The 26,984-nt window shown below is 70.5% G+C and carries 26 protein-coding genes and 2 pseudogenes; 15 read left to right on the top strand and 13 right to left on the bottom strand.

The genetic code is table 11. The features are described from left to right. Window positions 1–2: 2 nt before the first annotated feature. Window positions 3–1,010, top strand: a complete 1,008-nt coding sequence (locus AB0H83_RS13305; RefSeq protein WP_360091768.1) for a hypothetical protein — start codon at window positions 3–5, stop codon at window positions 1,008–1,010. A gap of 14 nt (window positions 1,011–1,024) precedes the next feature. Here AB0H83_RS13305 and AB0H83_RS13300 read toward each other — a convergent pair whose 3' ends face one another. Then, window positions 1,025–2,581 carry a PucR family transcriptional regulator ligand-binding domain-containing protein gene (locus AB0H83_RS13300; protein WP_360091765.1) on the bottom strand — a complete coding sequence of 519 codons (1,557 nt, stop codon included), beginning with the start codon at window positions 2,579–2,581 and terminating at the stop codon, window positions 1,025–1,027. Between the two features lie 424 nt (window positions 2,582–3,005). Between AB0H83_RS13300 and AB0H83_RS13295 the strand changes: the two genes are divergently transcribed. From AB0H83_RS13295 to AB0H83_RS13255, 9 genes and pseudogenes are all read left to right on the top strand, one after another. Continuing rightward, window positions 3,006–3,719: a hypothetical protein gene (locus tag AB0H83_RS13295; protein WP_360091762.1), complete on the top strand. Its 714-nt coding sequence runs from the start codon at window positions 3,006–3,008 to the stop codon at window positions 3,717–3,719. Window positions 3,720–3,758: 39 nt separating this feature from the next. Beyond that, entirely contained in the window at window positions 3,759–5,228 is a 1,470-nt protein-coding gene (locus AB0H83_RS13290) for a DUF4407 domain-containing protein (protein WP_360091760.1), read from the top strand. After that, window positions 5,225–6,004, top strand: a complete 780-nt coding sequence (locus AB0H83_RS13285; protein WP_360091757.1) for a vWA domain-containing protein — start codon at window positions 5,225–5,227, stop codon at window positions 6,002–6,004. The genes AB0H83_RS13290 and AB0H83_RS13285 overlap by 4 nt, the downstream gene beginning before the upstream one ends. Then, on the top strand, window positions 5,997–7,082 hold the full coding sequence (locus AB0H83_RS13280) for a protein phosphatase 2C domain-containing protein (RefSeq protein ID WP_360091754.1): 1,086 nt from the start codon (window positions 5,997–5,999) through the stop codon (window positions 7,080–7,082). The genes AB0H83_RS13285 and AB0H83_RS13280 overlap by 8 nt, the downstream gene beginning before the upstream one ends. After that, on the top strand, window positions 7,070–8,311 hold the full coding sequence (locus tag AB0H83_RS13275; RefSeq protein ID WP_360091751.1) for a hypothetical protein: 1,242 nt from the start codon (window positions 7,070–7,072) through the stop codon (window positions 8,309–8,311). The genes AB0H83_RS13280 and AB0H83_RS13275 overlap by 13 nt, the downstream gene beginning before the upstream one ends. Next, window positions 8,308–10,566 (top strand): ATP-binding cassette domain-containing protein, encoded by a 2,259-nt coding sequence (locus AB0H83_RS13270; RefSeq protein ID WP_360091748.1) that lies wholly within the window; start codon window positions 8,308–8,310, stop codon window positions 10,564–10,566. The genes AB0H83_RS13275 and AB0H83_RS13270 overlap by 4 nt, the downstream gene beginning before the upstream one ends. After that, window positions 10,559–10,795 carry a hypothetical protein gene (locus AB0H83_RS13265; RefSeq protein WP_360091745.1) on the top strand — a complete coding sequence of 79 codons (237 nt, stop codon included), beginning with the start codon at window positions 10,559–10,561 and terminating at the stop codon, window positions 10,793–10,795. The genes AB0H83_RS13270 and AB0H83_RS13265 overlap by 8 nt, the downstream gene beginning before the upstream one ends. Window positions 10,796–10,800: 5 nt before the next feature. Continuing rightward, complete coding sequence (locus AB0H83_RS13260; RefSeq protein WP_360091742.1) at window positions 10,801–12,690, top strand: hypothetical protein; 1,890 nt, start codon at window positions 10,801–10,803, stop codon at window positions 12,688–12,690. Between the two features lie 94 nt (window positions 12,691–12,784). Beyond that, window positions 12,785–13,216: pseudogene (locus AB0H83_RS13255) on the top strand (RNA methyltransferase); the annotation flags it as partial. A 573-nt stretch (window positions 13,217–13,789) separates the two neighbouring features. Here AB0H83_RS13255 and AB0H83_RS13250 read toward each other — a convergent pair. The 7 genes from AB0H83_RS13250 to AB0H83_RS13220 all read right to left on the bottom strand — a co-directional run bounded on the left by AB0H83_RS13250 (window position 13,790) and on the right by AB0H83_RS13220 (window position 17,518). Then, window positions 13,790–14,104, bottom strand: a complete 315-nt coding sequence (locus tag AB0H83_RS13250; RefSeq protein ID WP_360091739.1) for a hypothetical protein — start codon at window positions 14,102–14,104, stop codon at window positions 13,790–13,792. A 117-nt stretch (window positions 14,105–14,221) separates the two neighbouring features. Next, entirely contained in the window at window positions 14,222–14,578 is a 357-nt protein-coding gene (locus AB0H83_RS13245) for a hypothetical protein (protein ID WP_360091736.1), read from the bottom strand. Window positions 14,579–14,797: 219 nt separating this feature from the next. After that, on the bottom strand, window positions 14,798–15,031 hold the full coding sequence (locus tag AB0H83_RS13240; protein WP_360091733.1) for a hypothetical protein: 234 nt from the start codon (window positions 15,029–15,031) through the stop codon (window positions 14,798–14,800). A 101-nt stretch (window positions 15,032–15,132) separates the two neighbouring features. Next, on the bottom strand, window positions 15,133–15,549 hold the full coding sequence (locus AB0H83_RS13235; RefSeq protein WP_360091730.1) for an SMI1/KNR4 family protein: 417 nt from the start codon (window positions 15,547–15,549) through the stop codon (window positions 15,133–15,135). A gap of 3 nt (window positions 15,550–15,552) precedes the next feature. After that, window positions 15,553–16,305 (bottom strand): polymorphic toxin-type HINT domain-containing protein, encoded by a 753-nt coding sequence (locus AB0H83_RS13230; RefSeq protein WP_360091727.1) that lies wholly within the window; start codon window positions 16,303–16,305, stop codon window positions 15,553–15,555. A gap of 110 nt (window positions 16,306–16,415) precedes the next feature. Then, window positions 16,416–16,892, bottom strand: a complete 477-nt coding sequence (locus AB0H83_RS13225; RefSeq protein ID WP_360091725.1) for an SMI1/KNR4 family protein — start codon at window positions 16,890–16,892, stop codon at window positions 16,416–16,418. Between the two features lie 26 nt (window positions 16,893–16,918). Continuing rightward, window positions 16,919–17,518: a polymorphic toxin-type HINT domain-containing protein gene (locus AB0H83_RS13220; protein ID WP_360091722.1), complete on the bottom strand. Its 600-nt coding sequence runs from the start codon at window positions 17,516–17,518 to the stop codon at window positions 16,919–16,921. A gap of 287 nt (window positions 17,519–17,805) precedes the next feature. On the opposite strand from AB0H83_RS13220, the gene AB0H83_RS13215 reads away from it, so the two are divergent. Continuing rightward, window positions 17,806–18,954 carry an ISAs1 family transposase gene (locus tag AB0H83_RS13215; protein ID WP_360092209.1) on the top strand — a complete coding sequence of 383 codons (1,149 nt, stop codon included), beginning with the start codon at window positions 17,806–17,808 and terminating at the stop codon, window positions 18,952–18,954. 24 nt (window positions 18,955–18,978) lie between these two features. Here the strand turns inward: AB0H83_RS13215 and AB0H83_RS13210 are convergent, their stop codons facing one another. Both AB0H83_RS13210 and AB0H83_RS13205 read right to left on the bottom strand, forming a co-directional pair. Beyond that, complete coding sequence (locus tag AB0H83_RS13210) at window positions 18,979–19,620, bottom strand: hypothetical protein (RefSeq protein ID WP_360091719.1); 642 nt, start codon at window positions 19,618–19,620, stop codon at window positions 18,979–18,981. A 40-nt stretch (window positions 19,621–19,660) separates the two neighbouring features. Then, window positions 19,661–20,656, bottom strand: coding sequence for a polymorphic toxin-type HINT domain-containing protein (locus tag AB0H83_RS13205; RefSeq protein ID WP_360091716.1), 996 nt, complete (start codon window positions 20,654–20,656; stop codon window positions 19,661–19,663). A 188-nt stretch (window positions 20,657–20,844) separates the two neighbouring features. On the opposite strand from AB0H83_RS13205, the gene AB0H83_RS13200 reads away from it, so the two are divergent. Next, on the top strand, window positions 20,845–21,654 hold the full coding sequence (locus AB0H83_RS13200) for an RNA methyltransferase (protein ID WP_360092206.1): 810 nt from the start codon (window positions 20,845–20,847) through the stop codon (window positions 21,652–21,654). 35 nt (window positions 21,655–21,689) lie between these two features. Further along, window positions 21,690–22,100, top strand: a pseudogene (locus AB0H83_RS13195) (RNA methyltransferase); the annotation flags it as partial. Between the two features lie 82 nt (window positions 22,101–22,182). Here AB0H83_RS13195 and AB0H83_RS13190 read toward each other — a convergent pair. Together AB0H83_RS13190 and AB0H83_RS13185 are read right to left on the bottom strand one after the other, a co-directional pair. Further along, window positions 22,183–23,223 carry an SPFH domain-containing protein gene (locus AB0H83_RS13190; protein ID WP_360092203.1) on the bottom strand — a complete coding sequence of 347 codons (1,041 nt, stop codon included), beginning with the start codon at window positions 23,221–23,223 and terminating at the stop codon, window positions 22,183–22,185. 77 nt (window positions 23,224–23,300) lie between these two features. After that, window positions 23,301–23,729: an NfeD family protein gene (locus AB0H83_RS13185; protein WP_360092200.1), complete on the bottom strand. Its 429-nt coding sequence runs from the start codon at window positions 23,727–23,729 to the stop codon at window positions 23,301–23,303. Between the two features lie 146 nt (window positions 23,730–23,875). Here AB0H83_RS13185 and AB0H83_RS13180 point away from each other — a divergent pair, with 146 nt between their 5' ends. Continuing rightward, complete coding sequence (locus tag AB0H83_RS13180; protein ID WP_360091713.1) at window positions 23,876–25,207, top strand: serine hydrolase domain-containing protein; 1,332 nt, start codon at window positions 23,876–23,878, stop codon at window positions 25,205–25,207. Window positions 25,208–25,216: 9 nt separating this feature from the next. Here AB0H83_RS13180 and AB0H83_RS13175 read toward each other — a convergent pair whose 3' ends face one another. Next, window positions 25,217–26,023 carry a DUF3097 domain-containing protein gene (locus tag AB0H83_RS13175; RefSeq protein ID WP_360091710.1) on the bottom strand — a complete coding sequence of 269 codons (807 nt, stop codon included), beginning with the start codon at window positions 26,021–26,023 and terminating at the stop codon, window positions 25,217–25,219. A 75-nt stretch (window positions 26,024–26,098) separates the two neighbouring features. Here AB0H83_RS13175 and AB0H83_RS13170 point away from each other — a divergent pair, with 75 nt between their 5' ends. Then, window positions 26,099–26,881 (top strand): hypothetical protein, encoded by a 783-nt coding sequence (locus AB0H83_RS13170; protein WP_360091707.1) that lies wholly within the window; start codon window positions 26,099–26,101, stop codon window positions 26,879–26,881. The last annotated feature ends 103 nt before the right edge of the window (window positions 26,882–26,984 follow it).

Raw genomic sequence — 26,984 nt, 5'->3', positions numbered from 1 at the left:
CGATGTTGACGGCGCCGCGACGGATCCTCACGTTCCTGGCCACCACACTCATGCTGGTGGTCGTGTTCGCCGACCCCGCCCGCGCGGAGCCGGGCGAGGACGGTGGCACCAACCTCACTGTCCGTCAAGCTCTGGACAAGGCGCTCGGCGAGTACAACGACGCCAAGGGCCGCCTCGACAAGTCCACGGCCGACCAGGCCGCGATCGAGGCCGAGCTGGTCAAGACGCAGGCCCGGCTGGCGGAGCTGGAGGTGGCGGCCGGCTCGGTCGCCAGCGCCGCGTACCGTGGCCGCCGGGTCAGCCTCGTCAACGTCATGATCGGCAGCAACAACCCTCAAGAGCTGCTGCACGACATGTCGACGATCGAATACATGGTCTCCCGCGACGACAGGGCCCTGCGCGAGCTGGCCGAGACGCGCGGGAAGCTGGAGCAGCAGAAGGCGGACATCGCCGCGGCGATCGCCAACCAGCAGGCCCAGCTGAAGATCATGGAGGCGAACAAGAAGGCCGCCGAGGACGCCCTGCGCAAGGCCGGCGGCGGTGGGGCGGTGGGCAGCTCACCGAGCGGTGGCCGGGTCACCACCAAGCCGGTCGCGCGCAACTCCGACGGGTCCTTCCCGAAGGAAGGCTGCACGATCAACGACCCGACGCCGGCCGACGGCTGCATCTCGCCGCGCATGCTCAACGCCTACAACGAGGCGAGGCTGGCCGGCTTCACCCGGTACACCTCCTGCTTCCGCAGCGGCGGGGGTGGCGACCATCCGCTCGGCAAGGCCTGCGACTTCTCCGCGAACACCAGCGGCTTCGTCAATGCGAACGCGAGCGGCGGCGACAAGGCCTACGGCGACAACCTCGCCGCGTGGTGCGTGGCCAACGCGAAGAACCTCGGCGTCAAGTACGTCATCTGGTACCGGCAGATCTGGCAGCCCAGCAGCGGCTGGCGGAGCTACAGCGGCAGCGGCGGGCCGGCCGCCACGCACACCAACCACGTCCACCTGTCGATGCAGTGAGCCAGCCACGCTGATCAGTCCCTGAGAGCGTCCAGGGCCAGCAGCGCGACGTGCAGCGACAGGCAGACCCGCACCGAGTCCAGGTCCGCGCCCAGCACCTTTCGGATGCGGGCGAGCCGCTCGTAGAACGCCGGCCGCGACAGGTGGCTGTGCTCCGCCGCCGCCGACTTGTTCCGCCCGCACTCCAGGTAGATCCGCAGCACCCCGAGCAGTTGCTCGCGCGGGTGCCGGGCGTCGTGCGCGAGCAGCGGGCCGAGCTCCTGCTCCACGAACGTCTGCAGCCGCGGCTCGTCGCGCAGCATGTGCAGCAGGCCGGGCAGCCCGACGTCGGCGAGCCGGACCACCTCTCCCGGCCCTGACGCGGCGTGCCGGACCGACATCGCGACCTGGCTCGCCTCCAGCAGCGACCGGCGCGCCTCCTTCGGCGTCGCCACCCCCTCGCCCGCCGCGACGACCACGTCACCGTCGGCGATGGCCCGGACCCGCACCGCGAGGCGCTGCAGCGCGTCGGGCTCCTCCTCGACGCTGCGCAGCGCGAGCAGGACCCCGGCGAGGTCACCGTCGAGCGCACCGGCCAGCCCGGTCAGCGCCGCCTCCCGCAGCGCCCGCGCCGCCGTCTCCGCCCGGGCGGGCCGGATCACCACCCCGACGAGGTGCCGGCGTTCCAGCGGCACGCCCAGCGCCCGCGCCCGCACGACCACGTCGTCGACCGGTCCGGTGTGCCGCAGCAGCGCCGTGAGCAGCGCGGTCTGGGTCTGCTGCTCGACGTCGTCGCGCCGGGTCAGCCGCGCCAGGGCCAGCGTCGACGCGGCCCGCTCGATGAGGATCACGTACCGCGCCGTGGGCGCCGCCGCCGGCAGCCGGATCAGCAGCCGCCCCCAGTCCTGCCCGCGCGCCCCGACCACGGTGACGAGCCAGCCGGCCTCCGCGTCGTGCCCGGTGCGCCCGGGCGGCTGGACCGCCCGCGAGTGCGCCTCCCAGTTCGCCAGCAGCAGCTCCGCCGAGCCGCCCGCCGCATCGTAGGCGAGAACCTGCCGCGACAGGTTCTCCAGGACCACCGGCGCCCCGGCCAGCGCCGCGGTCTGCGCCACCACCTCCGCCGGCGCCGCGCCCTCCACCGACAGGTCCGTGAACCGCTGGTGGATCTCCGCGGTCGCCCGCAGCTCGGCCAGCTGCGCGTCCACGATCATCCCGTGCACCGCCTGCGTGATCAGCACGAACGGGGTGCCCCGGTGCAGCTCGACCAGCGGGAACCCGAGCTCTTCCGCGGTGCGTGCCATCACCGCCGGCAACCGCTGCGAATACCGCCGCCCCATCTCGACGGCCAGGCCGCAGGCCCCGACGTCGGCGAGGTCGGTGATGAACCGCCGCAGCCCCGCGTCGTCGGGTGGCAGCCCGATCCCGGTGATCAGGATCAGCTCACCGCCGCGCAGCAGGCTCGCGATGTCGGGCACCTCGGAGCTGTGCACCCACCGGACGGCCTGATCGAGGCCGCGCTCCCCCGCCACGACCCGCGGCGCACCGTTGCGCACCGGGTCGAGGTCGAGCACTTCACGGACCGACGGGAACATCAGCGCGGATGCTACAGCGCTCCCGCGCCGCCACCACCCGCACGACGACCGGCGACCCGGCACCCGTCCCGCTGACTCAAGCGTGGAGCCGCTCCCCGCAACCGGTCGAAGAACTGCTGCTCATCGGACCAGACCGGGACGTTCCCTGCTCAGACCGGCATGCGTCGGCGCCTGGCTCCGCCGGCAGGAACAGACCCGCGAGCGGGACGCTCCGCAGAGGCCGGCCCACGCGCCATCGACGCCTACCGGATCCGGCTCGCCGCGCCCACCACGAGCCGGACACCGGTAGGTGTCCGGCATGGAACCGGAAGCCTTCGGCGGAAGACTGGCGGCGACAGGCCAGGTCGACCGGGCCCGCCAGGAGACGGTCCGGGCGAATCCGGCCAATGGCCTCCCCACAACACAGTCCGAGGTGCACGAAACCGTGTCGGTACCCATCGCGCGCAGCGGCAGATCCGCCGACGCCGAATACCCGGTGGTCGGCTCGACGAGCCTGCTGCCGGCCACCCGGCGATGGCTGATCCTCCCGCCCAAGCGCAGTCTCGACGACCTTCCGCCGCGCCCCGCCGGCTCGGTCCTCGTCTTCCAGGCGGACGGACGCTACGTCGTCGCGCCGAGAGGCACCGCCATGCTGAGGTCCGCCGAAGCCGTCCATGCGGAGGCTGCCGTCGTGATCTCGACCCGCCAGGAGACGGTGGCCGCCGTCGTTCCGCTGCCATCGACGTCACGTGACTGCGTGGTGCTGGAGGTCGGCTTCCACTGCCGCGTGCTCGACCCGATCTCGGTCCTCGAGGCCGGCTGCTACGACGTCCGCCCGCAGCTGGAGAGCTACCTGCTCGACGACGACGTACTGCGGATGCTGGGAGCGCGCGACGACGTCGCGGCGAACCCGGAGGTCGCCAAGCGCATCCTGGCCCGGATCTTCGCCCGGATGCAGCTCGAGCCGCCGGACCTTCCGGGCATCTCCGCGGCTGTGGCGGGCACCCGGGTGCGGATCCAGACCGAGATCCCGCACCAGCGCCGCGCCACCGAGGACTTCTACACCCACCACGACCACACCGACCGGCTCACCGGCAGCACGCCGTTCGGGCCGGTCGGCGGCGACTTCGACAGTTCCCTGCCCGGCGACGCCTTCTGACGTCGCCCCGCTCCCCGGCTCCGGAAGGCAACGAACCCGATGACCGACGACACAGCGCCGATCAACGACCCGCCGCCCACCGCCCCCGGCGTGGCGACACACGAGATGACTGGACAGGAGGATCTCGCCGCGGACGACGAGGAGGCGCCGCTGCCTCGGGGTCCCGGCCGGCTGCTGCGGCTGTGCACGGGCGTGGACGAGTCCGTGCTGGCGGGCGTGCCCAGCGAGCGCCCGCGGTACACCGCCATGGGCGGCGTGGTCTTCGGCACCGCGGCCATGGCGATGGTGTCCATGACGTACGCGCTCATCTGCGTCTTCGACGGCTTCCGCCTCTTCACCGTGGGCGTCGTGCTCGTCTGGGGCCTGTTCATCCTGAGCCTTGACCGATGGATGATGGCCGGCGGGCCGATCCGTGGCGGGTACGGCGCCTGGCGGAAGGTGCTACCCCGTCTCGCGCTGTCGGTCGCCCTCGGCATGATCGTCGCCGAGCCTCTGCTGCTCGGCGTCTTCCACACCGCGATCCAGGAGCGGGTCGACCGGGACCGGGCCACCGAGATCACCGACCGCGAGAGCAGGCTGCGCGACTGCAACCCGACGCCGGGCACGCCCGCCGCCGCCGAACCGGAGGTCACCGGACCGGCGTGCGAGGGCTTCCGGCTGGTCGTTGACGGCTCGCCCGAGCCGGTCCAGCAGGAGCTCACCGCAACCATCGAGAACGAGAAGACCATGCGGAGCCAGTTCGACGCCGACGCCAAGACGCACGCGTCGTTGCAGGAGAAGGCTCGCCTGGAATGCAACGGCACCCCCGGGGACGGGCTGACCGGCAAGTACGGCGAGGGCGTGAACTGCAAGCGGCTGCGGAAGGAGGCCGACGATTTCTACGCCGCCCACCACATGGCGGAGACCAACCAGCGCCTCACCGAACTCACAGATAAGATCAACAAGCTCAACCAGGACCTGGCGACGGCCCAGCGAACCTACGACGCCAACCGCAACGATGCGATCAATCGCGAGCTGGACAAGATCCGCGCCCGGCACAAAGGGGTCGGGCTGCTGGAGCGCTTCGCCGCACTGCACGACCTGGTGGGCGAGGACAGCTACGTGCACGCGACGCAGTGGGGGCTGCGCATCTTCCTGATCGTCGTCGACATGCTGCCGGTACTGCTCAAGGCGTTCACCGGCGAGACGCCCTACGACCGGCTCGTCGCCGAGCAGATCCACCGGCGCGAGGACCTTGAGAAGCAGCGCACCGAGACCCGCTTGGCGCAGCAGCGCAACGTCGAGTCCTTCCGGCGCCACCGCAGCGCGCTGCAGGGGCAGGCCTGGCGCCGCACGCTCAGCCAGGAGCTGCGCGTCCGGCTCGGCAACGTCGACGCCGACCGGCAGGAGATGCTCGCCGCCCGCGAGCGGTTCCTGCTCCGCGCGGCGCTCGGCCCGGCGATCGCGCCCGACGACCCCGAGGACACCCAAGAGTTGATCATCGAACCCGCGCCCGGGGGTGACCGATGAACAGCGCTCCTCAAGCCGGCGCCATGGTGCTGCGGTACTACATGATCTACATCGTCCTCGACGCCTCCCTGTCGATGCGGATCGATCTGCGCACCGGCGAGGTGGACCCGGACGACCCGCGCAACACCGCGCTGGGCCAGTTCACCCAGCTGCTGGTGCCGATGCTCCGCGCCCTCGCCGAGAACCCGGTGGTGAACTCGCTGGTCTCGGTCGGCGTCGTCGCGTTCAACGATCACGCGGAGGACCTGCGCAAGATGACCACGCTCACCAGTCCTGGCGTCATTAAGCCTCCGGGCAAGGGCCGGAGCACCGACTACGCAGCCGTGCTGCGGCACCTCGTGGCGCAGCACGGCCAGGACGCGGCGCAGGTACGCAAGGACCGCCACCGGCCGGAGGCAGTGATCACGACCGGGCGGCCGTATGTCTTCTTCGTCACCGACGGACGCCCCTACGCCCACGGCCGGGACCAGCGCACCGACGAGTGGATGCCGCATCGCGAGGTCCTCACAACTGGCCCCATCGGCGCGCGGATCGTGACGATCGGCCTGCGCGGCGCCCACGAGGACACACTGTGGCTGCTCGCGACGGAAGGCGACGGGGCCGCCCGCAACGCGTTCATCGCTCGGCCGGACGCCGACCCGTCCGCCCTCTCCGGCAGCGTGGTCAACGCGATCCGGCGCAGCATCACCCGCTCGCTGAGCTCCGGCGGATCGGGTGCGGTGCTGTTCGACGTGCCGGACGGGATGCGCCGCATCAACGGAGGCCGCCATGCCTGAACGGCAGCTCACCGTCGTCGTCCTGGTGGTTGGGCTCCTCTTGGTGTTGCTGCTCGTCGTCGCCGCGCACCGCGGTCTGCTGAACAGCCGCGTGGCGGCGGTGCCGGCGCCGCCCGCGCACCCCGCGGTCAACCGGCCGCCGTCGCCGCGACCGCCGCGCCGCCTGTCCCGCACGGTGCGGCGGCTGATGCGCGGTCCGTTCAGGTGGCGCTCCGCCGCGGTTCCGGGTCGGCTCACCGCCCCGCTCGTCATCAGTGACCGGCACCCGAAGGTTTCCGAGCCACCGCTGGGCGGCGGGGCGTCGGTGGGCTGTACCGGTCACAGCGCCTGGTTCCGGGGTGGTTGCACGGCGCGGCAGCCGGACGCCGCCAACCTCGTCGTGCGCGGCGCGGTACTGCGCGGGCTCAGCCACGCGGTCGACGGCAGCGTCGGCCAGGACGCGTCAGGCGCGCTGTGGCACCAGCGGTCGGGCAGCCTCTACCTGGCGGTCGCGGACGGCGTCGGCTCGCTGCCCGACTCGGCCCAGGCCGCGTTCACGGCGGTGCGGTCGGCGCTGGACGGTGCGCCCCGCCGGCCGGAGCAGCTGGACCTCGTGGCACACGCCGGACCGCTGTTCGAGCGGGTCGCGCGGGACGTCGACGCCGGTCTGCGCGCGAACGGGCCGGGCAGCCCGACCGGTGCGACGACGCTGTTGCTGGCGGAGATCCATCCCGTCGCCGGTGGCGCTCACGTGGTCGTCTGCGGGGTCGGGGACTCCGAGGCCTGGATTCTGGACCAGGAGGGCTGGCGGCCCATCCACCACGAGCGGGACGGCGGCGGCGAGGAGAACAGCACGCGCCAGCTGCCTCGGCATCCGGAGCCGAAGGTGTACCGGTTGTCCGCCGCCACCGGTTCGGTCGTGTTGCTGGCGACCGACGGGTTCGCCGGGGCCATCGGCGCGCGCCGGTCCCCTCTGGCCCGCGAGCTGCGGGAGCGCTGGACGAGCGTGCCGGCGCCGCTGGAGTTCGTCACCCACATCGACTTCGTGGACGAGTACTGGACTGATGACCGTACGGCGGTGGCCGTATGGATCCGGTGACCCCCATGGCGGGCGACGTCAACGTGCGGGAGCTGACCATCACCGCGCGCGACACGTACAGCGGCGGCAACTCGTCGCTGCACAGCTGCCGGCTGCGGGGCCGTCCGCTGCTGTTCAAGGAGTACTCGCCGGAGCACCTGAAGCGAGTGAACGCAACCGCGCTCGGTCTCCTGGTGGGCTGGCGGGAGTCCCTCCCTGCCGACGACCGAGCCCGCCTCGACCAGGCGACCGCCTGGCCGCGACACCGGGTCACGGATGAGCACGGCCGGCTGCACGGTGTGCTCATGCCCGCCGCACCGGCCCGATTCATCGGGCGGCTGTCGTGGAACCGCCCCGCGCCGCGCACCATCGGCGGGCTGACCCGGCGCAGCGAGCTCGGCATCGTCCGCGCCGGCGCGACCCCCGCCGTCAAGCGCATGGCGATAGGGAGAGCCGCCGAGGCCGTGCTGTGGCTGCATCGGCGTGAGGTCATCGTCAACGACCTCCAGATGGAGAACATCCTCAGCGCTGCCGACGGGAGCGCTGTCTACCTGGTCGACTGCGATGCGATGATCGGGCCGTGGGGCGCGGTCTGCCCGCCGCAGGCTCCGCCGTACATGCGCGACGTCGTGCCGGACGCCGACAATCCGACCGTCGCGACCGACCTGGCCCGCCTGTCCTGGGTCGCGATCGGGCTTCTGCTCGACGCCGGGCCCGGCATCGTCGAGATCCCACCGGGTGCCCTGCGCGGCCTGGACGGCGGCGACCAGTACGGCAAGCTGCTCACCTGGACCGCCGACCCGCGCGGCAGCGACGCACCGGTCACGCAGTGGCACGAGCTGGTTTCGGCGTGGACGGGCGCCGGGTTCGCAGACGCCGGGGCCGGGGCCGAGCAGCCACCGATCGAGCCGCAGCAACCGGCAGATGCGCCGGCGCCGACGCCACCCGTGGAGCCGGCGCTGGCAGGCGACATCCTCTACCGCAAGCCGGCCGCCCGCCCATTGCCCAGGTACGGCCTGGCACGCCGCCGGCGCTCGCACGAATGGCTGCCGACCCGCTTCAGGGTCGCCGCCGACGTGACCGGCCCGGCCGGCGGGTTCGATCCCTGGCTCGCGCCGCTCGCCGATGCCCCGGCGCGGCCGACGGCTCGCGCCGGGGCGAAGGTGCGCCCCATGCTGCGGGTCGTCGCCGGTATCGCCGCGCTGACCGTTCTGCTCGCTGTCCTGGACCTGCTGGGGGTGCGCCCGTGAGCGAGTTGCGTGTGCTGGTCGACGGCACCGAGTTGCGGCTGTCCGACACGAAGCCGCACCCGATCGGCGCGGCGAACGGCCGATTGCACGTCGGTGACGCCGCGGATGCCGGCGGCTTCGGTTACCTCGTCTTCGAGATCACCTCCTGGTTCCTGCACACGAAGACCGGCCCCCGGCCGGCCGGGCTGCGACTCAACGGGCGGCCCATCACCCGACTCGTGGAGCCGCTCTCCGACGACGACGAGCTGACGATCGGCGACCGCCCGGCCCGGCCGGCGCCGCCTCGACGCCCCGCGGAATCGGCCGGGCCTGGAAGCTCCGGGCCGAGGACGAAGACGGGGCCGACCGCGCCGCGCCGGTCCGCCCGCCCGCGCACGCTGACCATCGGGCGGGTCGGCACCGGCGCCGACATCGAGATCGCCGATCCGTCCGTACGGGCGGAGCACGCGTATCTTGAGGTGGACACCTCGGGCCGGTGGTGGATCCGGGAGGGCTCGGGCCGGCTGTTCGTCGACGGCAAGCGCGCCATGACGGCGGTTGCCGACGTCGGCACCGTCTTCGTCGTCGGGCAGACGGCGCTCACGGCGGGCCCCGAGCTGCTCAGCGGCGGCGCGGTCGGCGACGGGCGCACGGCGTCTGCCGCAACGACCGCCGTCGCGGCACCCGGGCTGCGGATCAGTGCCGGACGGGGCCTGCCCATCGACCTGGACGGCGTCACGGTGATCCGAGGGGGCAACACCCTCCTCGACGACGTCAGCCTGCACATCGGCGCCGGCGAGGTGGTCGCCGTGGTCGGCCCCTCGGGCGCGGGAAAGTCGTCACTCGTGAAGGTTCTCCTCGGTGAGCACCGGCCCGACCGCGGCACGGTGCGCATCGGCGGCGGCGAGGCGGCCGGGCGTCACCAGGTGCGGTACGTGCCGCAGGCGGACGACCTCTACCCATCGCTCACCGTCGCCGAGACACTGACCTTCGCGGCCGGTTTCCGGGCGGCGCCCGACACCCGGCCGGAGGAGATCGGCAAGCGGGTCGACACGGTGCTGGGCTGGCTCAGCCTCACCGGGCAGCGCGACGATCAGATCGCCACGCTCTCGGGCGGGCAGCGCCGGCGGGTCTCCATCGGGCTCGAACTCGTCGGGGACCCGCAACTACTGCTGCTCGACGAGCCCACGAGCGGGCTCGACCTGGGCAAGGACCGCGACATCATGATGCGCCTGCACAACATCAGCCGCTCGCTGCACTGCACCGTCGTGGTGGTCACGCACTCGGTGACGCATCTGGAGTACGTCGACAAGCTGGTCGTGATGGGGCGAGGGGGCGTCCTGTGGTACGCCGGCCCGCCGGTAGCGCCGCAGGACGAGGGGCATGCGTCGTGGGCCGATTGGATGGTCGACCTGGACGTGGCGCCGGACCGCGGACCTCGGGCCGGGCGGCGGCCGGCACCCCGCCGGGTAGTCTCCGCGACCGCCCGGCCCGCGCTCAACGTGCGGGGACTGCCCCAGGCACTGCTCCGCGAGGCGCTGCTGGTCGCGCGCCGCGGATGGAAGTCCCTGGGCGGGCTCGTGGCGTTGCCGTTCTGCGGCGCCCTGCTGGCGATCTTCGCGTCCGGCGATGGGCTGCGGCCGGGGCCCGACATGGCGCAGGTGCTGTCGATCCTGACGACCGTGGCGGCGCTGACCGGGGCTGCCCTGACCTACCTGCAGCTCGTGCACGATCGGGCGGTACTGCAACGGGACTGGCGGATCGGGATCACGGCGGGCCGGCTCGTGAGCGCGAAGGCACTGGTCTACGGCGCGGTCAGCCTGCTGCTCGCCGCGCTCGTCACGGCCACGTATCTTGGGGGCCGCGACGGGCCGCCGGCCGCCTTCGGCATCGCGCCCGGGCTGGCCCTGTTCGCAGCGATGGCCCTGATCATGATGTCGTCGATGGGTCTGGGGCTGCTGGTCTCATCCTTCGCCCGCACCCTTGAGCAGGCCGTCACCCTGAACACTCTGCTGGCCGTGTTGCAGGTCGCGCTGAACGGGGCGTTGTTCCCGGTGTCGGTCTGGCTCACCTGGCTGCTGCCGTCGCGCCTTGGGCTCGGCCTCATCGCCGCTTACGCGGACCTCAACAGCGTGCGACCCCCCGGCCTGCACCACGACCCCCTGTGGGCGCACGGGGCCGTGGTGATCCCGCTGTCCGTCCTGGGCATGGTGCTCGTCGCCGTGTGGTCGGTCGTAGGCGCCGCGGCCAAGACCGAGAGGGGCTGGCGTGGCTGACTCGTCCACCGGCTTCGGTACGCCCGACGGGGCGGACCTCGTCGTCTCGCTCTTCAACCTGCACTCCGGGGACGCCACCGGACGCGGACGGATGCAGCTGCTCGACCACGACCGGGTGGTGGTGGCGCAATCGGAACGGGCGTCCAGCAGCCCGGACTTCACGGAGCGGATCATGCCGCGCGTGGTCAAGTTCGGGGAACCGACCGGTGACTCGGGATGTGACAGCTGATGACCGTGAGCTTTTCACAGTGCCGCCGGGCCGCCGCGTCGGCCCGCTCCGCCGAGTTCGGCGCGCAGGCGGACCGCATCCTTCGCTCGGCGGGCGTGGCCGGCATCTTCCGGTCGCGCGCGCCGCTGTCCGTCGTCCTCTACGTCGCCGGGCGCGAGGGCCGCCTGGCGTGGCGGTCCGCGAACTCCTTCGCAGTGCTCGAGCCCCCTCCCGATTGGCCCCGGCCTGCCGGGGGACGGCTGCTGCGCCTCGTCGACCGGCATTGGGACCTGCTGTGGTTCGGGGTTCCTCCGACCGCGGCCCTGGTCGCCGCGGTCGCGCTGATTCCGCTGCCGGCGCCGCGCCTGGCCGTCCTGCTGCTCGCACTCGCCGCGATGCTGTACGTGACCGTCCTCATGGTGAGCGCAGTACTCGTCATGCTGATCTGGATCGCCGGGTGGCTGCTGCGGCCGGGCCGGTCCCGGGCCGACCCGGCGGCCGACACCTGGTCGATGCCGCTCGTGCACCATCTTCCCGAGTCGGGGGGCGCGGACCTGATCCAGCTGGCGTGTGCCTGCCTGGTCCGGCTGGTCACCGCCGAGGTCCGCAACACCCTGCCCGGGCTCGGCGCCGTCGCCACCGACGTGCCGGTCGCCGAAACCCTTCGGTGCCCGTACCGGGCGGGAACGACCGCCGCGACCCGAACGCTCCTGGCCGACTGGCCGCGCCGCCTTCCTCCACGGCATTCCGGCCCCGACGCCGTCATCCTGCTGCCGACCGCCGACGCCGGTCGCGAGGCGCCCCGACAGGTCATCGACAGCGGCGCGTTCTTCTTCTGGTACGTCATCGGCTCGGCGATCGTGCTGCTGATCAACGCGAACTTCGTCGCCGACCTTGAGCGGGAGGCGTGCACACCCGGCGACTGCGCAGGCAGGCCGGCAACGTACGGATCGGCCGTGCGTTGGCTGGGCGAGCGGCTGCTCCTCGGCGACCCGTCGAACATCTCCCCGGCGACCGGCCAGGCCTGGGTGCTCGGCTGGCTCACCAGCATCATGGCGCTGACGGCCGTCCTCGTGTTCGTGGCTGCGGTCGTGCAGCGCACCCGGTCCGCGCTGCGCGCCCGGCGAAAGTTCTCCGATGACGTCAAGGAATGGGGTGCCATGAACAGGTTGCTCGTCATGGTCGTCAACGATGTCGAGCGCAACGCCGTGCTCGACGCGGTTCACGCCGCGAACCGCCGGCGTCCGCTGCGCGAGTACTACGACGGCTATCCGGTCCTGAACCTGGGCGAGGTGAGCCAGGTCCAGGTGCTGCTCGCGCAGACCGAGCAGGGCGTCGTGGGTGCGGCCTCGGCCGGCCCGGTCCCGGGACGGCTGATCCGCGCGCTGCGACCCGACTACGTCATCATGGTCGGTGTCTGCTACGGCCTGCGACAGGACAAGCAGAGCATCGGCGACATCCTGGTGCCGACGCAACTCCGCCTCGTCGCGCACATCCGGGTGCACGACGATGAGCAAGGGCGCACGGTCGAGACGCAGCGTTCCCCCAATCCGGAGCCGACGCCCGACCTGCTCGCCGCCTGCCGGCTGGGGACCTTCGACTGGCGGGGCGCGCCCGTACGGTTCGGCCCGATGATCTCGGACAGCAAGCTCGTCGACTCCCCGACGCTGGTGCGGTGGCTGAACGACACGCACCCGGACGCGATCGGCGGGGAGATGGAGGCCGCGGGCCTCTACGCCAACGCCACGCCGGCCGGCACCCGGTGGATCGTCATCAAAGCGATCTGCGACTGGGGTATGAACAAGAGCTCCGAGTGGCAGCCCGTGGCCGCCCGCAACGCGGCCGACTTCCTGGTCCACCTGGCCGCCACCCGCGCGCTGGACGTGCCGCAGCCCAACCGCGCCCGCCAGGCGTGAGTCCGGGCCGCTTCCCCATGAGGATCGCGGTGGTCGGGGTGGTCGCAGCGACCGGCGGCCCGGCCCCGCCCCACGCCCGGCGCGGACGCCTGTCCTGTGCTCGCAGGGCACAGGGGGCAGAATCGACCGGGCGCTGACCGCCGAGACCATCGCCGACCCTGCCGACGGGCGCATCGCCGACTACCGGGCGCTGACCGACGTGGAGCTGCGCACCCGGTGGGAGCCGCCCAACGGGCTGTTCATCGCCGAGGGCGAGTTCGTCATCCGCCGGGCGCTGCGGGCCGGCTACCGCCCGCGGTCGGTCCTGATCGACGCCAAGCGGGTGGCGCAGCTGGACGACCTGGACCTGCGGGACGTCCCCGTCTACGCCGGGGACCAGGCGACGCTCGAGGCGATCACCGGGTTCCACGTGCACCGCGGGGTGCTCGCCAGCTTCCACCGCAAGCCCGGCCTGGCCGCACGGGACGTCCTGCGCACGGCGCGGCGGGTCGCGATCCTGGAGGACGTCAACAACCACACGAACGTGGACGTAGCCAAACGGCCCCCACTCTGCTGAAGTGGCTCGGATTTAGCAAGGGCGAGACGGCCAGCGGAAGCTCCCACGCGGAAGCCGGGACGCGGCTGCTGACGACAAGAGGGTCAGCCTTGGCTTGCAGCGTCTCAGCCCACCCCGATGCGAGCAGAACACGCCGGTGGTCAGGATAGGGCGAAACCTGCGTTGAAGGCCGGCTCGGTTCGGCGACGACGAGCGCGAGGACGCTGGTCGCGAAGGGCGGCAGAGCCGTCCCCTCGCAGCCGGTCCGCAGCATCCTCGGCGACGACCGACCAGCCTGATTAACGCGCAAGTGCCAGCACGCAGGTCACGGCCAATGTCGGCCCAGCCAGGCACGAGCAAGTGACCGTCAGCACCAGCTCGACCACAGTCGCCAGGTTCGCGCCTGTAACGCTTACAAATGCCAAAGGGTGTCACGCAGTGCCACGGCACGGTGAGCGGGCTGCTGTACTGGTAGCGGGCGGACACAACCATGAGGTCGCGGCGCACCGCATAGCTGTAGTGGCCGTCGGGGTTGCCGGTCGGGTTCGGCTCGTTCCATTCGCACTACTGCTCGGTGCTGTCGTCAAGGCCCTGGACCGCACCCGTCAACGGCGGCAACGCGCACATGTTGCGCAGCAGGTGGACCGCGTCCTCGTGGGCCTCGGCGGCGTCGGCGTCGAACGCCTCGAACCGCAGTTCGGCAAAGTCGCCACCGGCGCCCTCAACCGTAGCGGCCGGGCGGGTGGAGAACTCGCACGTGCCGTAGTTGGCTAGGTCGTTGCGCCGGTCGAGCTCCGACACCGTCGCCGTCCCGCCGGGCACCGCGGCGGTCAGAGTCGCCGCATCGAACAGGCTGCACACGTCCGGGGTGCCGAGCACTGGGCCGTCAGGGGCGTTTGCCCGGAAAATCGGTGCTCGGCGCCAACCCCTCGGATGACCGCTCCCCGGCACGGCAGTCGGATCAGGACCTGACTGCCGTGCCGGACCGCCTGGACATCACCGGGTCCGGGCGATCACCTCCTCGATCGGCCCTGGCGAATGGGTCAGCACCTCGGGGTCGACCTCGATCGTCGTCGTCCACCAGAGCGGCACCAGCCCGCTGGTGTGCAGGTAGGACCGGCACGTGCTGCACCATTGCCACTGGCTGCCGCGCCCCTGCCAGGGCAGGCCGGCGACGGTCCGCGGGTCCGCCCGGTGCAGGTCGAACCAGCGGTGCAGGGTCGTCGCACCGCACACCGGGCAGGGGGACGACAGCGTCTCCCCTTCCTGGGAGGCGTCGAACACGTCGCCCCAGTCGTTCATCTGCGCGTCCGGCACGCTCCGCCACGGGCGGGAGCCGTCATCGGCAGCCACGGATGTGCTCCTCCATCGCATCACCCGCCGCGTACGCGGGCGGAACGTGGACGTAGCCAAACTGCCTCCACTCTGCTGAAGTGGCTCGGATTTAGCAAGGGCGAGACGGCCAGCGGAAGCTCCCACGCGGAAGCCGGGACGCGGCTGCTGACGACGAGAGAGCCAGCCTTGGCTTGCAGCGTCTCAGGCCACCCCGATGCGAGCAGAACACGCCGGTGGTCAGGACAGGGCGAAACCTGCGCCGGCAGCGTCACCTGCCCGGACACCGTCTTGCTCTTCACGTTTGTTGTCCGACTGCACCGGCACCGGCCGGCACGCCGCGTCCTCGGGACGGGTCTGGTAGCACTCGGGGATGGCCAGCAGCCGCAGCCGGCTGCCCCAGTCGGCGCCGTACCCCGACTCGAACCCGCCGTAGCTCGCCTCCAGCTTCACCGCGCCATTCGTGATCTTCAACGGAGCAGGTCACCCCCAAGCCGGACATTCCTCCGGCGGACATGGAAGGATCCGCGACCACCGGTGGTCGCGGATCCTTCGTCTCGGCTCGGTGTCTCCGGTCAGGCCGGGTCGTCGAGCTTGCGCAGCAGCTCCTGCACGTTCTCCGCGACCTGCACCCAGCCGTCCCCAGACAGGTAGAGCACCCGAGGGTCACTGATGCTGTGCCGATAGTCGAGGGCTATCGGCATGTCGGTTCCGAGGTCACCGATGAACACCGCCCGCCGCGGGTCGAGACCCACGCTCCTGCCGTTGACGACCTCGCCGTAGACCTCACGCACAGACCGCTCAGGAAGCCTGCGGTTCTGTGGCTCCATCGACGCCAGGTCATAGAACTGGGGACGCTCCGGCTCACTCTCGCCGAACACCTCCCGGATGAGCTCCGGGTCGCCAGGTGGTCGCCACCTGCCGCCCTGGATGGCGGTCACCAGAGGTGGCGGCAGGGGAAGACCATTGATGGAATTCTCGGCGATGTCCAAGCCTCATCCAGTGACTCTGAATCCGGTGGCCCGGGCAAGCGCATCCATGATCGGCTGCCGATATCGCATCGGCGCCATCGGATCACCGAAATTGTCACCGTTCACGCTGCGAGATCTCCAGGTTACTTCGAGGGTATCACCGTTCCTGACCACCGTGAATCCAACCGTGTTGCCCGGCCGACCGAAGACATCCCAGTCGATGTCCGCGTGTCCACGGGTGCGAGGCACGATCGCGTTCGGTCCACCGCTCAGCCGAGCCTCGAAGTCGCCGGTGACAGGGTCGTACACGCCGCTGAAACCGTGCTGCCCGTGCGTGTTCATCGCCGCTCGGTTGCGCCCGACCACCTGCTCGTTGGTGATACACGTCAGGTCGCAGTTGTGCACGAGGACCGGTGCCGTGCCGGCGAGGACGTAGTACGTGTGGATGCGGGAAACGGTGAGGTCATGCATGTACTTCGCGCCGGTCCATACCGTGGACCGCTCGACGGTGACCGTTGAGCCGTCGGGCGCGACCAGTCGGTCGCCGGTGATCAGCTCGCTGGCGTGCTGCCACTGTTCGCGGGTCTCGTTCCAGAACGGGTGGTTGGCGGTCGTCTGCAGCGTGGCCTTGGCGCCCTTGCCGTCCACGACCTCGAGGGTGGCGAACTCGGCGTCGAGGTTGCGGTGCAGGTCCTCGACGGCCTGGGTGCTGGTCTCGCCGGTGTCGGGGTCGGTGGCCAGGACCTCGTCGCCGACCCGGGGTTCTCGGCACGCCACCACTGCGACCCGGAGACCGGCATTTTGGGATCGGCGACACACACGAAAGCGGCGGGTGACCCAGCCGAAGCTGGGCCACCCGCCGTCGGGCGGATCTGTGCGCCTCCAGGTCAGGGGGCTACATAGCCGCCAGTGCCCCCTTGAATCGCTCGCAGCGTCAAGAACGCCAGGAAGTCAGGAGTGTCGAAGCAGATCCGATTCTCGTCGTGGATCCACATGCTCACCGCCTCCTCACATATCCCGTCCCTAACCACAAAGCCGTACATGTCACCGGTACCTACGGGTGCCACCGAAACAAAACCCGGAACGGCGTATGGGCCTGAATTCTCCTCAAGCACGTCGTCATCCCCGGCTTGAGGGGCTCGCACGGGCAGCAGCCGAACATAGCCGAACAGCCCGCCACCATAGGTCTTCATGACCTGTCGATATTTCTGCGGAAACGTGACTCCGAGCTGCGCCTCGACAAATGCCAGATCCCTGTCGTCGGCGCGCACCTCGTCGAGGGCACGAAACTCCGGAGGATTGCCCTCGCTCGCGAATCGAGCGAGGAAATCTTCGACAACGACCTGAAACTCCGTGAATTCCATCACTGCCCCTGGCCCTGATCGTACCATCAGTGATTACGTTCCGGGGTCCACCCTTCCTCCATTGCCCGATACCACCAATGCAACGGCGTATCTATGTCACGATCGTCGCCCGTGACCCTGAAGGGAGGAAGTACACCATTGGCGTTCGGGTAATTCCTTGCGTGGTTACCAGGACCTCGATGCACCGTTCGCTCCAACTCGCGGATGGCAGATCCGAGCATCTGGTCGGCATGGTGCAACTCAAGGTTGGTGCCGATGCTCGGGGGCGCCCCCCACCGCGCGGCACGCCAGATGTCCGTGGTGCTCCAGACCCCTGGGTGGCGGATCGGGGGCACGTTCGGGCCGTATCCGGTCGCCGGATAGCAGGTGCAAGGCACACCGTCCCCACAGTTATGGACCAGAACCGGCGCTTGGACGGCTTGCACGTAGTAGGTGTGGAACGTGGCGACGGTCAGGTCGCGCATCACCTTGGTGTCGGTGGCGTTGACCACCAGGACGACCACGCGAACCGAACCGTCGCTCGTGAGGAGCTGGTGACCGACCTCTAGCTGCCCTGCCTGAACCCATGCACCGCTGGTCTTGTCCCAGAACGGGTGGTGCTGTGTCGTCTGCAGAACTGCTGGCAACCTCGATGTCCTTGATGGCCTTGGTGGTGCCGTCGGCCATGAGGACCTTGGTGTCCGGGTCGAAGCTGTGCTTACTGCACGACTTGCCCCCGCCACCGGTGTTCTCGTCCCAGGGCCCCGGCAAAGTCGTGTTGGGTGTCCGGCTTGAGGTGATTGGTGTAGACACGCCTCGTCTGGAGGCAGCAAGACGGGCATGACCCGTTCCGAAGATCATCAAGGTTCCTACGCCATGTTGATCGTCGCCGAAGTGAGCCATGCCCGCATCGCCATCATCGCTGATCGCCTCGTTGTCGCCCGCACCGGCCGGACTTTCCGAACTCCGCCCGCCGGAGTTGGCCGCCAGCCTGCCCACAGCCCTGGGCGCTGTACCCGATCCGCGTGCCCGCCGCGGCATCCGCCATCGCCTGGCCGTGGTGCTGACCGCAGCGGTCTGCGCAGTGGTGGCCGGCCACCGCTCCTACACCGCGATCGGTGAATGGGTCGCAGATCTCCCCGCCGCGACAGCACTGCTACTGGGGATCGACACAGACCGGCGGCCGTCCGAGGCGATGATCCGCAGACTCCTGCAGGCCGTCGACCCCGACCTGCTCGCCGCCGCGATCGGAACCTGGCTCACCACAAGAATTCCCGCACCAGCGCCCGGCACCAGACCGGCGATCGCCGTGGACGGCAAGACCATCCGGGGCTCACGCACCCGCCACACCACCGCCCGGCACGTCCTGGCCGCCGCGGACCAGCACACCGGGGCCGTGCTCGCCAGCACCGACGTCGACACCAACACCAACGAGATCACCCGCTTCACCGCACTGCTGGACCAACTCCACAACCTGACCGGCGTGGTGGTCACCGCCGACGCGCTGCACTGCCAACGCGACCACGTCACCTACCTCGCCCAGCGCGGCGCCCACTGGATCCTCACCGCGAAAGGCAACCAACCCACCCTGCACCAGCAACTCGCCGGCCTGCCCTGGCGGCTCGTCCCCGTCGCCGACCGCACCACCGACCGCGGCCACGGCCGCCGGGAGATCCGCACCCTGAAGATCCTGTCGGTCTCCACCGGCATCGACTTCCCCAACGCCGCCCAGGCCCTGCAAATCCGACGCCGCCGTCGACGGCTCGACGAACCGAAACGCTTCACCACCGAAACCGTCTACGCGATCACCGATCTCCAAGCCCACCAAGCCAAACCATGGCACCTCGCCGACTGGATCCGCGGCCACTGGACCATCGAGAACAGAGTCCACTGGGTCCGCGACGTCACCTACGACGAAGACCGCTCCCAGATCCGCACCGGCACCGGACCCCAAGTCATAGCCACCCTCCGCAACGCCGCCACCAGCGCCCTACGCCTCACCGGCGCCACCAACATCGCCGCCGCCAACCGCCACCACGCACGCAACCCCAACCGCCCGCTGGCCCTACTCGGCATCACCTAACGACTTTGCCGGGGCCTGGGACTATCACGGCCCGAAACTCGCCTCGTGATCAGGAATACCCGAATAGATGATTGCGACCACGTCGTCCTGATTCCCGTGGACGAGACCGAGCCCGTGACTGACGAACACGATTCGCTCGTCGTCCATCAGCCAGCGGTCGGAGAGTCCAGGAACACCGGGAACAGGCGACATCGCCGCAAGGTCGAGCGACAACGCCTCCGACCCATTGAGCCTTCGGACGGCGGTTGCCGAACGCAGCGCTTCGGCCTCGAGCGCCAATGACTCGATCCAGCCCTCCACCGACGGATACAGCGGAACGAATTCGACTTCCCCCACACCGAAGGTGCCATCCGGCCCGAGCAGAAAGTCGTAGGAGACAGAGAATCTTGCCGGGCCGGCCTCCAGGTATCCCGCGTCCGACCAGCGCCCGAGGAGCACGTCGGCACCGAGATATTTCGGGCCCCCGTCGTACAGGACCGATGGCGGCAGATACAGATCTCCCCAGCGGAGCTCGTAGTCGATGGCACGCCTGATGAGCGCTTGGTCGATTCCCTGCGCTGACCACCGCACCGACGACTGCTGCGCCCGGTTACCAGGATCTCGACGCCCATGCGCCCGTACGAACGACCGGGCACGCCGCGACAGTTCACCGACCGGCAGGTCCATCAGGACGCGCCTCCAATCCCCGATAGTCCGGGCTACCGTATCATTTCCATGTTCCGAATAGCCGTCTCCCGATGAGCGCCTGACACGTGGGACAAGGATCCACAACTCTGCCCGAGTTGGTCTGCATCGTTACGAACGATCCACCGATGATGTCGGCGCCATGATTCTGCGCCTCGTTGAGCGCGCACACTTCAGAGCACCCACCGTGGTGCTGACCCAGCATATCGTCCAGAAGCGAGTCCGGATCAACCCTCACTCCGCCCGGCGTGGTGCGGCCAAAGTAGCGCTCGCCGCTAGGCGCGGTGTATTCGGTGACGAATCGAGGTGCATTCACCCCGAGGTTCTGCTGGCGATAATCCTCGAGGGATTCGCCTTCTTCTGCCCGCCTGGGACGGCCGGGATCATCATCGGAATCGCAACCGTTGTTGTTGTGGACAAGGACCGGCTTGTCACCCGCGAGCACGTAGTACGTGTGCAACCACGCAACGGTAAGGTCCCGCATGTACTTCGCGCCGGTCCACACCACGGAACGGTCGATGCGGACCGTCGCGCCGTCCGGCCCGACCAGCAGAGCGCCGGGAACCAGATCCTCCGCGTCCTGCCACTGCTCGACGGACTCGTTCCAGAAGGGGTGATTCGCAGTCGTCTGCAGCGTCGCCTTGGCACCTTCGCTGTCTACGACTTCGAGCGTGGCGAATTGTTCGTCGAGGTTGTGATGCGTGGCCTCCACGACCTGAGAGCGCGTCTCGCCGGTTTCGGGGTCGGTGGCCAGGACCTCGTCGCCGATCCGGATGTCCTTGATGGCCTTGACGCTGCCGTCGGCCATGAGCACCTTGGTGTCCGGATCGAAGCTGTGCAGGTGGCACTGCGGCGCCGGCTTCTCGGGGTCTTTCGTCGACTCTGGATCGGTCGTCTCGTGTTTGGGTTTGTCGGCGTTCTTGTCGGACCCCGGAACGCCGAAGTCGTTGTTGGGAGGCGAGCCGTTGCTGCCGCCGTTGCCGTCGTGGTTGTCCCGGTGTGAGGGGCCGGTGTCCACGCCCGGGATCTTGACGCCGTACTTGTCGGCGAGTTTCTTGGTGGCGGCGGCGAGCGCGCGCTTGCTGAGTCCTGCGCCGCCGGACGATCCACCCAGGTTCCGGCCGCGCGGTAGCGAACATGCGCCAGCACGCGCCGAGGGAGACTCCTGCTCGCGCCTTCAGGGCACAAGGCAGAATCGACCGGGTGCTGAGCGCGACAACCATCACCGACCAGGACGACGAGCGGATCGCCGACTACCGAGCCCTCACCGACGTCGAGTTGCGCACCCGGTGGGAGCCGCCGAACGGGCTGTTCATCGCCGAGGGCGAGCTCGTCATCCGCCGGGCGCTACGGGCCGGTTACCGGCTCCGGTCCGTCCTGATCGACGCCAAACGCGTCAGCCAGCTCGACGACCTCCCCCTCGACGGGGTGCCCGTCTACGCCGGCGACCAGACGACACTTGAAGCAATCACCGGCTTCCACGTGCACCGAGGCGTCCTCGCCTCATTCCACCGCAATTCGGAACGGACCGCCGGCCAAGTGCTCGCACCTGCCAAGCGAATCGCGATCCTCGAAGACATCAACAACCATACAAATATCGGCGCCCTGTTCAGGAGCGCGGCGGCGCTCGGCATGGACGCTGTGTTCTTGTCGCCGTCATGCGCGGACCCGCTGTACCGGCGCAGCGTCCGGGTCAGCATGGGCGAGGTGTTCGCCATCCCCTACGCCCGGCTGGAACCGTGGCCGGACGCGCTCACCTCGGTACAGCAGGCGGGGTTCACCGTCCTGGCGCTCACCCCGGCGCCGGACGCGGTGCCGATCCAGCACCTCACAGCGGCGCAACGTGCCCGGCCGGCGCTCCTCCTCGGCGCTGAAGGAGCCGGTCTGACGGTCAAGGCGCTCGAAGCCGCCGACGCCCGAGTCGTCATCCCGATGCACCGCGGAGTCGACTCGCTCAACGTCGCCAACGCCGCAGCAGTCGCATTTTGGGAACTGGCCCGGGGCCAGAACGAATAGCCAGCGCGGAACGAAGCGGATTACAACCCTCTGTCAACGTCGGGGCGATCTTCCGGGGCGCCGCTGCGCTGGGCATGGATGCCGTGCTGCTGTCGCCGTCGTGTGCGGATCCGCTGTACCGGCGCAGCGTGCGGGTCAGCATGGGTGAGGTGTTCGCGATCCCGTACGCGCGGCTCGAACCCTGGCCGGACGGGCTGGCGGCGGTCCGGGAGGCAGGGCTGACGTTGCTGGCGATGACGCCGGCGCCGGACGCGGTGCCGATCCAGGAGCTGACCGCGGCGCAGCGGGAGCGCACGGCGTTGCTGCTCGGCGCGGAGGGCCCCGGCCTGTCGGCCAAGGCCCTCGACGCGAGTGACGTGCGGGTTGTGATCCCCATGCGCAACGGCGTCGACTCGCTCAACGTCGCCGCGGCGGCGGCCGTCGCGTTCTGGGAACTCTGCCGCTGACCGCGCAGCCCTGACCGCGCAGCCCTGACCGCGCAGCCCTGACCGCGCAGCCCTGACCGCGCAGCCCTGACCGCGCAGCCCGCTAGCGCTCCAGCTCGCGGGTCGGCTGGTCGTCCAGCGCGGCGAGGTCCTCGGCAGTGATCTCACCGGCGGTGGCCTGCGGCTTGCCCGACACCTGGGCGGCGGCTGCGGCGGCCTCCGCGTTGGCGGCGGCGGCCGCGTTCTCGGCGGAGCGGCGGGCCTCGATGACGTCGGCGGACTCCTCCTGGCCGGCGTTGCGTTCGACCAGGTCGGTGCGGGCCGCGTCGGACAGCTGCGCCATGCCGCCGAGGGCGCCGCCGATGCCCTCCAGGGCCCTGGTCAGCTCGACCGGCACGATCCACAGCTTGTTGGACTGGCCGGCGGCGATCTGCGGCAGCGACTGCAGGTACTGGTACGCCATGACCTTCGAGTCGGGGTTCGCCGCGTGGATCGAGTCGACGACGGTGCGGATCGCCTTGGCCTGGCCCTCGGCGGTGAGGATGCGCGACTGCCGCTCACCCTCGGCGCGCAGGACCGCGGCCTGCTTCTCGCCCTCGGCGGTGAGGATCTGCGACTGCTTGAGGCCCTCGGCGTGCAGGATCGCGGCGCGGCGGTCGCGCTCGGCGCGCATCTGCTTCTCCATCGAGTCGCGGATGCTCGGCGGCGGCTCGATCGCCTTCAGCTCGACCCGGGTCACCTTGATGCCCCAGCGGCCGGTGGTCTCGTCCAGCACGCCGGACAGGTGGCGGTTGATCTCGTCGCGGCTGGTCAGCGCCTTCTCCAGGTCCAGCGAGCCGATGACGTTGCGCAGCGTGGTGACCGTGAGCTGTTCTATGCCCTGCAGGTAGCTGTAGATCTCGTACGTGGCGCGCACCGAGTCGACGACCTTGAAGTACAGGACGGTGTCGATCGACACGACGAGGTTGTCGGAGGTGATGACGGGCTGCGGCGGGAAGCTGACAACCACCTCGCGCTTGTCGACCTTGTTGCGCACCGAGTCGATGAACGGCACCAGGATGTTGAGGCCGGGTGTCAGGGTGCGGCTGTACTTGCCGAGCCGCTCCACGACGTACTCGACCTGCTGGGGCACGACCTTGACCATCTTGACGACGGTCACGACGGCGAGGAGCGCTGCGACGATGACGACGATCGCCAGAAACGTACTCGGATCCACTTGGCTCAGTCCTTCCACACCATTGCGGTGGCACCCTTGATCTCGATCACCCGGACCCGATCCCCGACCGCGAACGTCTGCGTCGCGTCGTAGGGCCGGGCCCGCCACAGCTCACCTTCGACCTTGATCTGCCCGCTGTCGTGGTCGACCGCCTCGATGACGAGCGCCGTGGCACCCTCCAGCGCCTCGACGCCCATTCGCGTGTCCCGGACGTCGCGGTGCATGTACCGCTTCAGTGTGGGCCGCACAGCGAGGAACGACAGCGCCGACACGGCCGCGAACACCGCCGCCTGCACGGGCACTCCCGCGCCGAGGGCGGCCGCGCCGGCCGCGGCGAACGCGCCGAGGCTGAACATCAGCAGGATGAACGTGGTCGTGAAGATCTCCGCCACGACGAGCACGGCGCCGATGATCAGCCAGACGAGCAGCCACAGGTCCACGCTTCGATCGTGTCACGCCGATGCACGCGACGCTCGTCTCCGGTCACTCGTCTTGCCGAATCCTTGCCGGTACGCGGTGCTCGTCACCCGGGCGCACAGTTGTGGGTGACAGGACCCGTCACCCCCTTTGGAGGTCAGCCGTGCCGTTGCTGCCCGAGACCGTCTCGCGCGTCGACGACCTCGTCGCCCGCGCCCACGCCGGCGGCCGGGTGCCGGTCCTCGTCGCCGGCGTGGTCCGCGACGGCGTCCTGGAGCACGTCTCGGCCGCCGGGCTGGAAGGGCCGGCCGGCGGGCTGCAGTTCCGCATCGGGTCGATCACGAAGACCATGACCGCGGCGCTCGTGCTGGCCCTGCGCGACGAGGGCAAGCTGGCCCTGGACGACCTGCTCTACCGCCATCTTCCCGGTACCCCGGTCGGCGCGGTCACCCTGCGGCAGCTGCTCGGCCACGCCGGCGGGATGCAGCGGGAGCCGGACGGCGACTGGTGGGAGCGGGCCGCGGGGGTGGACGTCGACACGTTCCTGTCGACGCTGACCGCCGACAAGGTCGCCTACCCGCCGCTGCACGGGTACCACTACTCGAACCTCGCCTACGGGCTGCTGGGCGCCATGGTGGCCCGGATCGGCGGCGAGGACTGGCCGGCGATGCTCACCAAGCGGCTCCTCGGCCCGCTGCAGCTGTCGCGGACCACGTACGGGCCGGTCGAGCCGTTCGCGCGGGGCTTCGTCGTACACCCGTGGCTGGACGAACTGCGAGAGGAACCGCGGCACGACGCGGCCTCGATGGCGCCCGCCGGGCAGCTGTGGTCGACGGTGCAGGACATGGCGCGATGGGCGGCGTTCCTGGCCGAGCCGGATCCGGCGGTGCTCGCGCCGGCGACCGTCGCCGAGATGTGCGCGCCGGTGGTGATCAGCGACCTGGACGGCTGGAGCGCCGGGCACGGCCTGGGCCTGCAACTGTGGCGGCGCGGCGAGCGGGTCTTCGTCGGGCACAGCGGCTCGATGCCCGGTTACCTGGCGATCCTGGCCGTGCACCGGCCGTCGGGCACCGGGGTGGTGGCGTTCGGCAACGCGTACACCATGCACTACGGCCCTTCGGCGGGTGGCGGGATCAGCCGCTTCGGCCTCGACGTGCTGGACGCCGTGCTCGATCGTGAGCCGGTACGGGTGGCGCCGTGGCGGCCGCGCACCCCGCCGCCGGAGCAGATCGCGCCGCTCACCGGCCGGTGGTGGTGGATGGGGCGGGAGCACGAGGTCGGCTGGGCGGACGGGGAGCTGGTGGTGACGCCGCTGACGCCGGCGCGCACGCCGTGGCGGTTCGTGCCGGATGGGCCGACCCCGGACCTGTGGCGCGGCCGGTCCGGCGACAACGACGGCGAGCTACTGCGGGTGGTGCGGGACGAGGACGGGGCGGTGGTGGCGCTGGACATCGCGACGTTCGTGCTCAGCCGCGACCCGTGGCCGGCGGTCTGACCGGGCCGTTCAGATGTCCTCGTCGGGTTCGGTGACGAAGTCGATCAGGCGCTCCATGGCGTTGATCAGCGGGGTCTCGACGTCCTTGTAGCTGGACACCGAGGCGAGGATGCGCCGCCACATGTCGGCCGGCTCCGCGACGCCCAGGGCGGCGCAGACGCCCTCCTTCCAGGGCCGGCCGGGCGGCACGGTGGGCCACTCGCGGATGCCGAGCGCGGCGGGTTTCACGGCCTGCCACACGTCGACGTAGGGATGTCCGGTGACGAGGACGTACGGCGACCGGATATTTCCGACAATTCGGCTTTCTTTGGAGTTTGGTACCAGGTGATCGACGAGCACGCCGAGGCGCGCGACGGGACCCGGGTGAAACTCGGCGACGGCCGCGCTCAGCTCGTCGATGCCGTCGAGCGGCTCGACCACGACGCCCTCGACCCGCAGATCGTCGCCCCAGATACGCTCGACGAGCGCGGCGTCGTGGATCCCCTCGACCCAGATCCGGCTGCGCCGTGCGACCCGCGCCGTGAGACCGGTCACCGCGATCGACCCTGACGCCGTGACCTCCCGCCGCGGCTTGACCGCCGCCGCGGGCTGCCTCACCAGCGTCACCGGCTCGCCGTCGAGCAGGAACGCGGCCGGCTCGAGCGGGAAGTTGCGCCGCCGTCCGTGCCGGTCCTCCAGCACGACCGCGCCGAACTCGAAGCCGACCACGGCCCCGCAGAATCCCGAGTCGGCATCCTCCACGACCAGGTCCAGCTCAGCGTCCACCGTCGGGACCGCACGCCGCCGCCGCCAGTCGTTGTTCGCCAGCACGTCCATGGACGGCAAGCGTATCGGCTGACGCCTCCGTCGCCTGCGAGACATACCGGCACGTCAGCACGTACCCTTGCTCCCATGTCCCCCGCAGCACGCGCGGCGACCCTGCAGGCGCGCCGCTCGGCGCGTTTCGTGGCATGGGTCCGGGCGTGGCGCGCCGGCCTCGTGCCGTGCGACGACGCCGCCGCCGAGATCTCCGGCGACGAGGAGCACATGGTCTCCGACGTCCCCGGCACGTGGACCGACGTGTCCCTAGCGGACGCGATCGCCGCGCTGTCCAAGCTCCACCCGGACGAGGTCCGCCTGGTGCTCCCCGCCCCCGGCGACCCCCGCGGCCTGCCAGGCCCCGGCCCGTTCAGCGGCGCCGCCCTGCTCGCCGGCGAAGGCGTGATCGCGGCAGGACTCGGCTTCGTGCCGGAGGTCCGCCTGCACACCTCGGGCTCCGGCGACGAGTTCGAGACCGTCCGCTGGCAGGTGTTCGTCCTGCCCACCACCGTCCCACCGGCAGCGGGCCCGTCAACCGCCGAGGCCGAGGCCGAGCTGTCCGCCGAGCTCGCCACCGCGACCCGCACCCTGGCGAAACTCGACATCGCCCAGTGGCGCCCCGAGCTCGCCGGCGCCATCGAAGCCCTGCGCAAACCCGACGGCGCCACCGACCTGCCGCCCGGCTACGACCCGCGCGCCCGCCGCCTGTACGCCCGGGCCGCCATCCTCGACCGCGTGCTCGCCCTGGCCGAACACGCCGCCCCGGGCGGCGCCATCAACGGCTACGAGGTCCAACAACGCGACGCCGCCCTGCGCCCCTTGACGACAGCCTGCCGGCGCGCGCTGGTGGCCGCCTGCAACGCCCCGCTGCTGTAGCTGAGTTGTGCTGAGCTAGCTGCCGCGCCTCCGGCGCGGCGGCGGGGGTTCCCACCCGCGGCCCCCATGCTCCCTGCGGTCGCACCTTCGAGACGGCCCGACT

This window comes from Dactylosporangium sp. NPDC050688, from assembly GCF_040654515.1.
GTDB lineage: Bacteria > Actinomycetota > Actinomycetes > Mycobacteriales > Micromonosporaceae > Dactylosporangium.
This window is presented reverse-complemented; position numbering and strand designations above follow the sequence as displayed.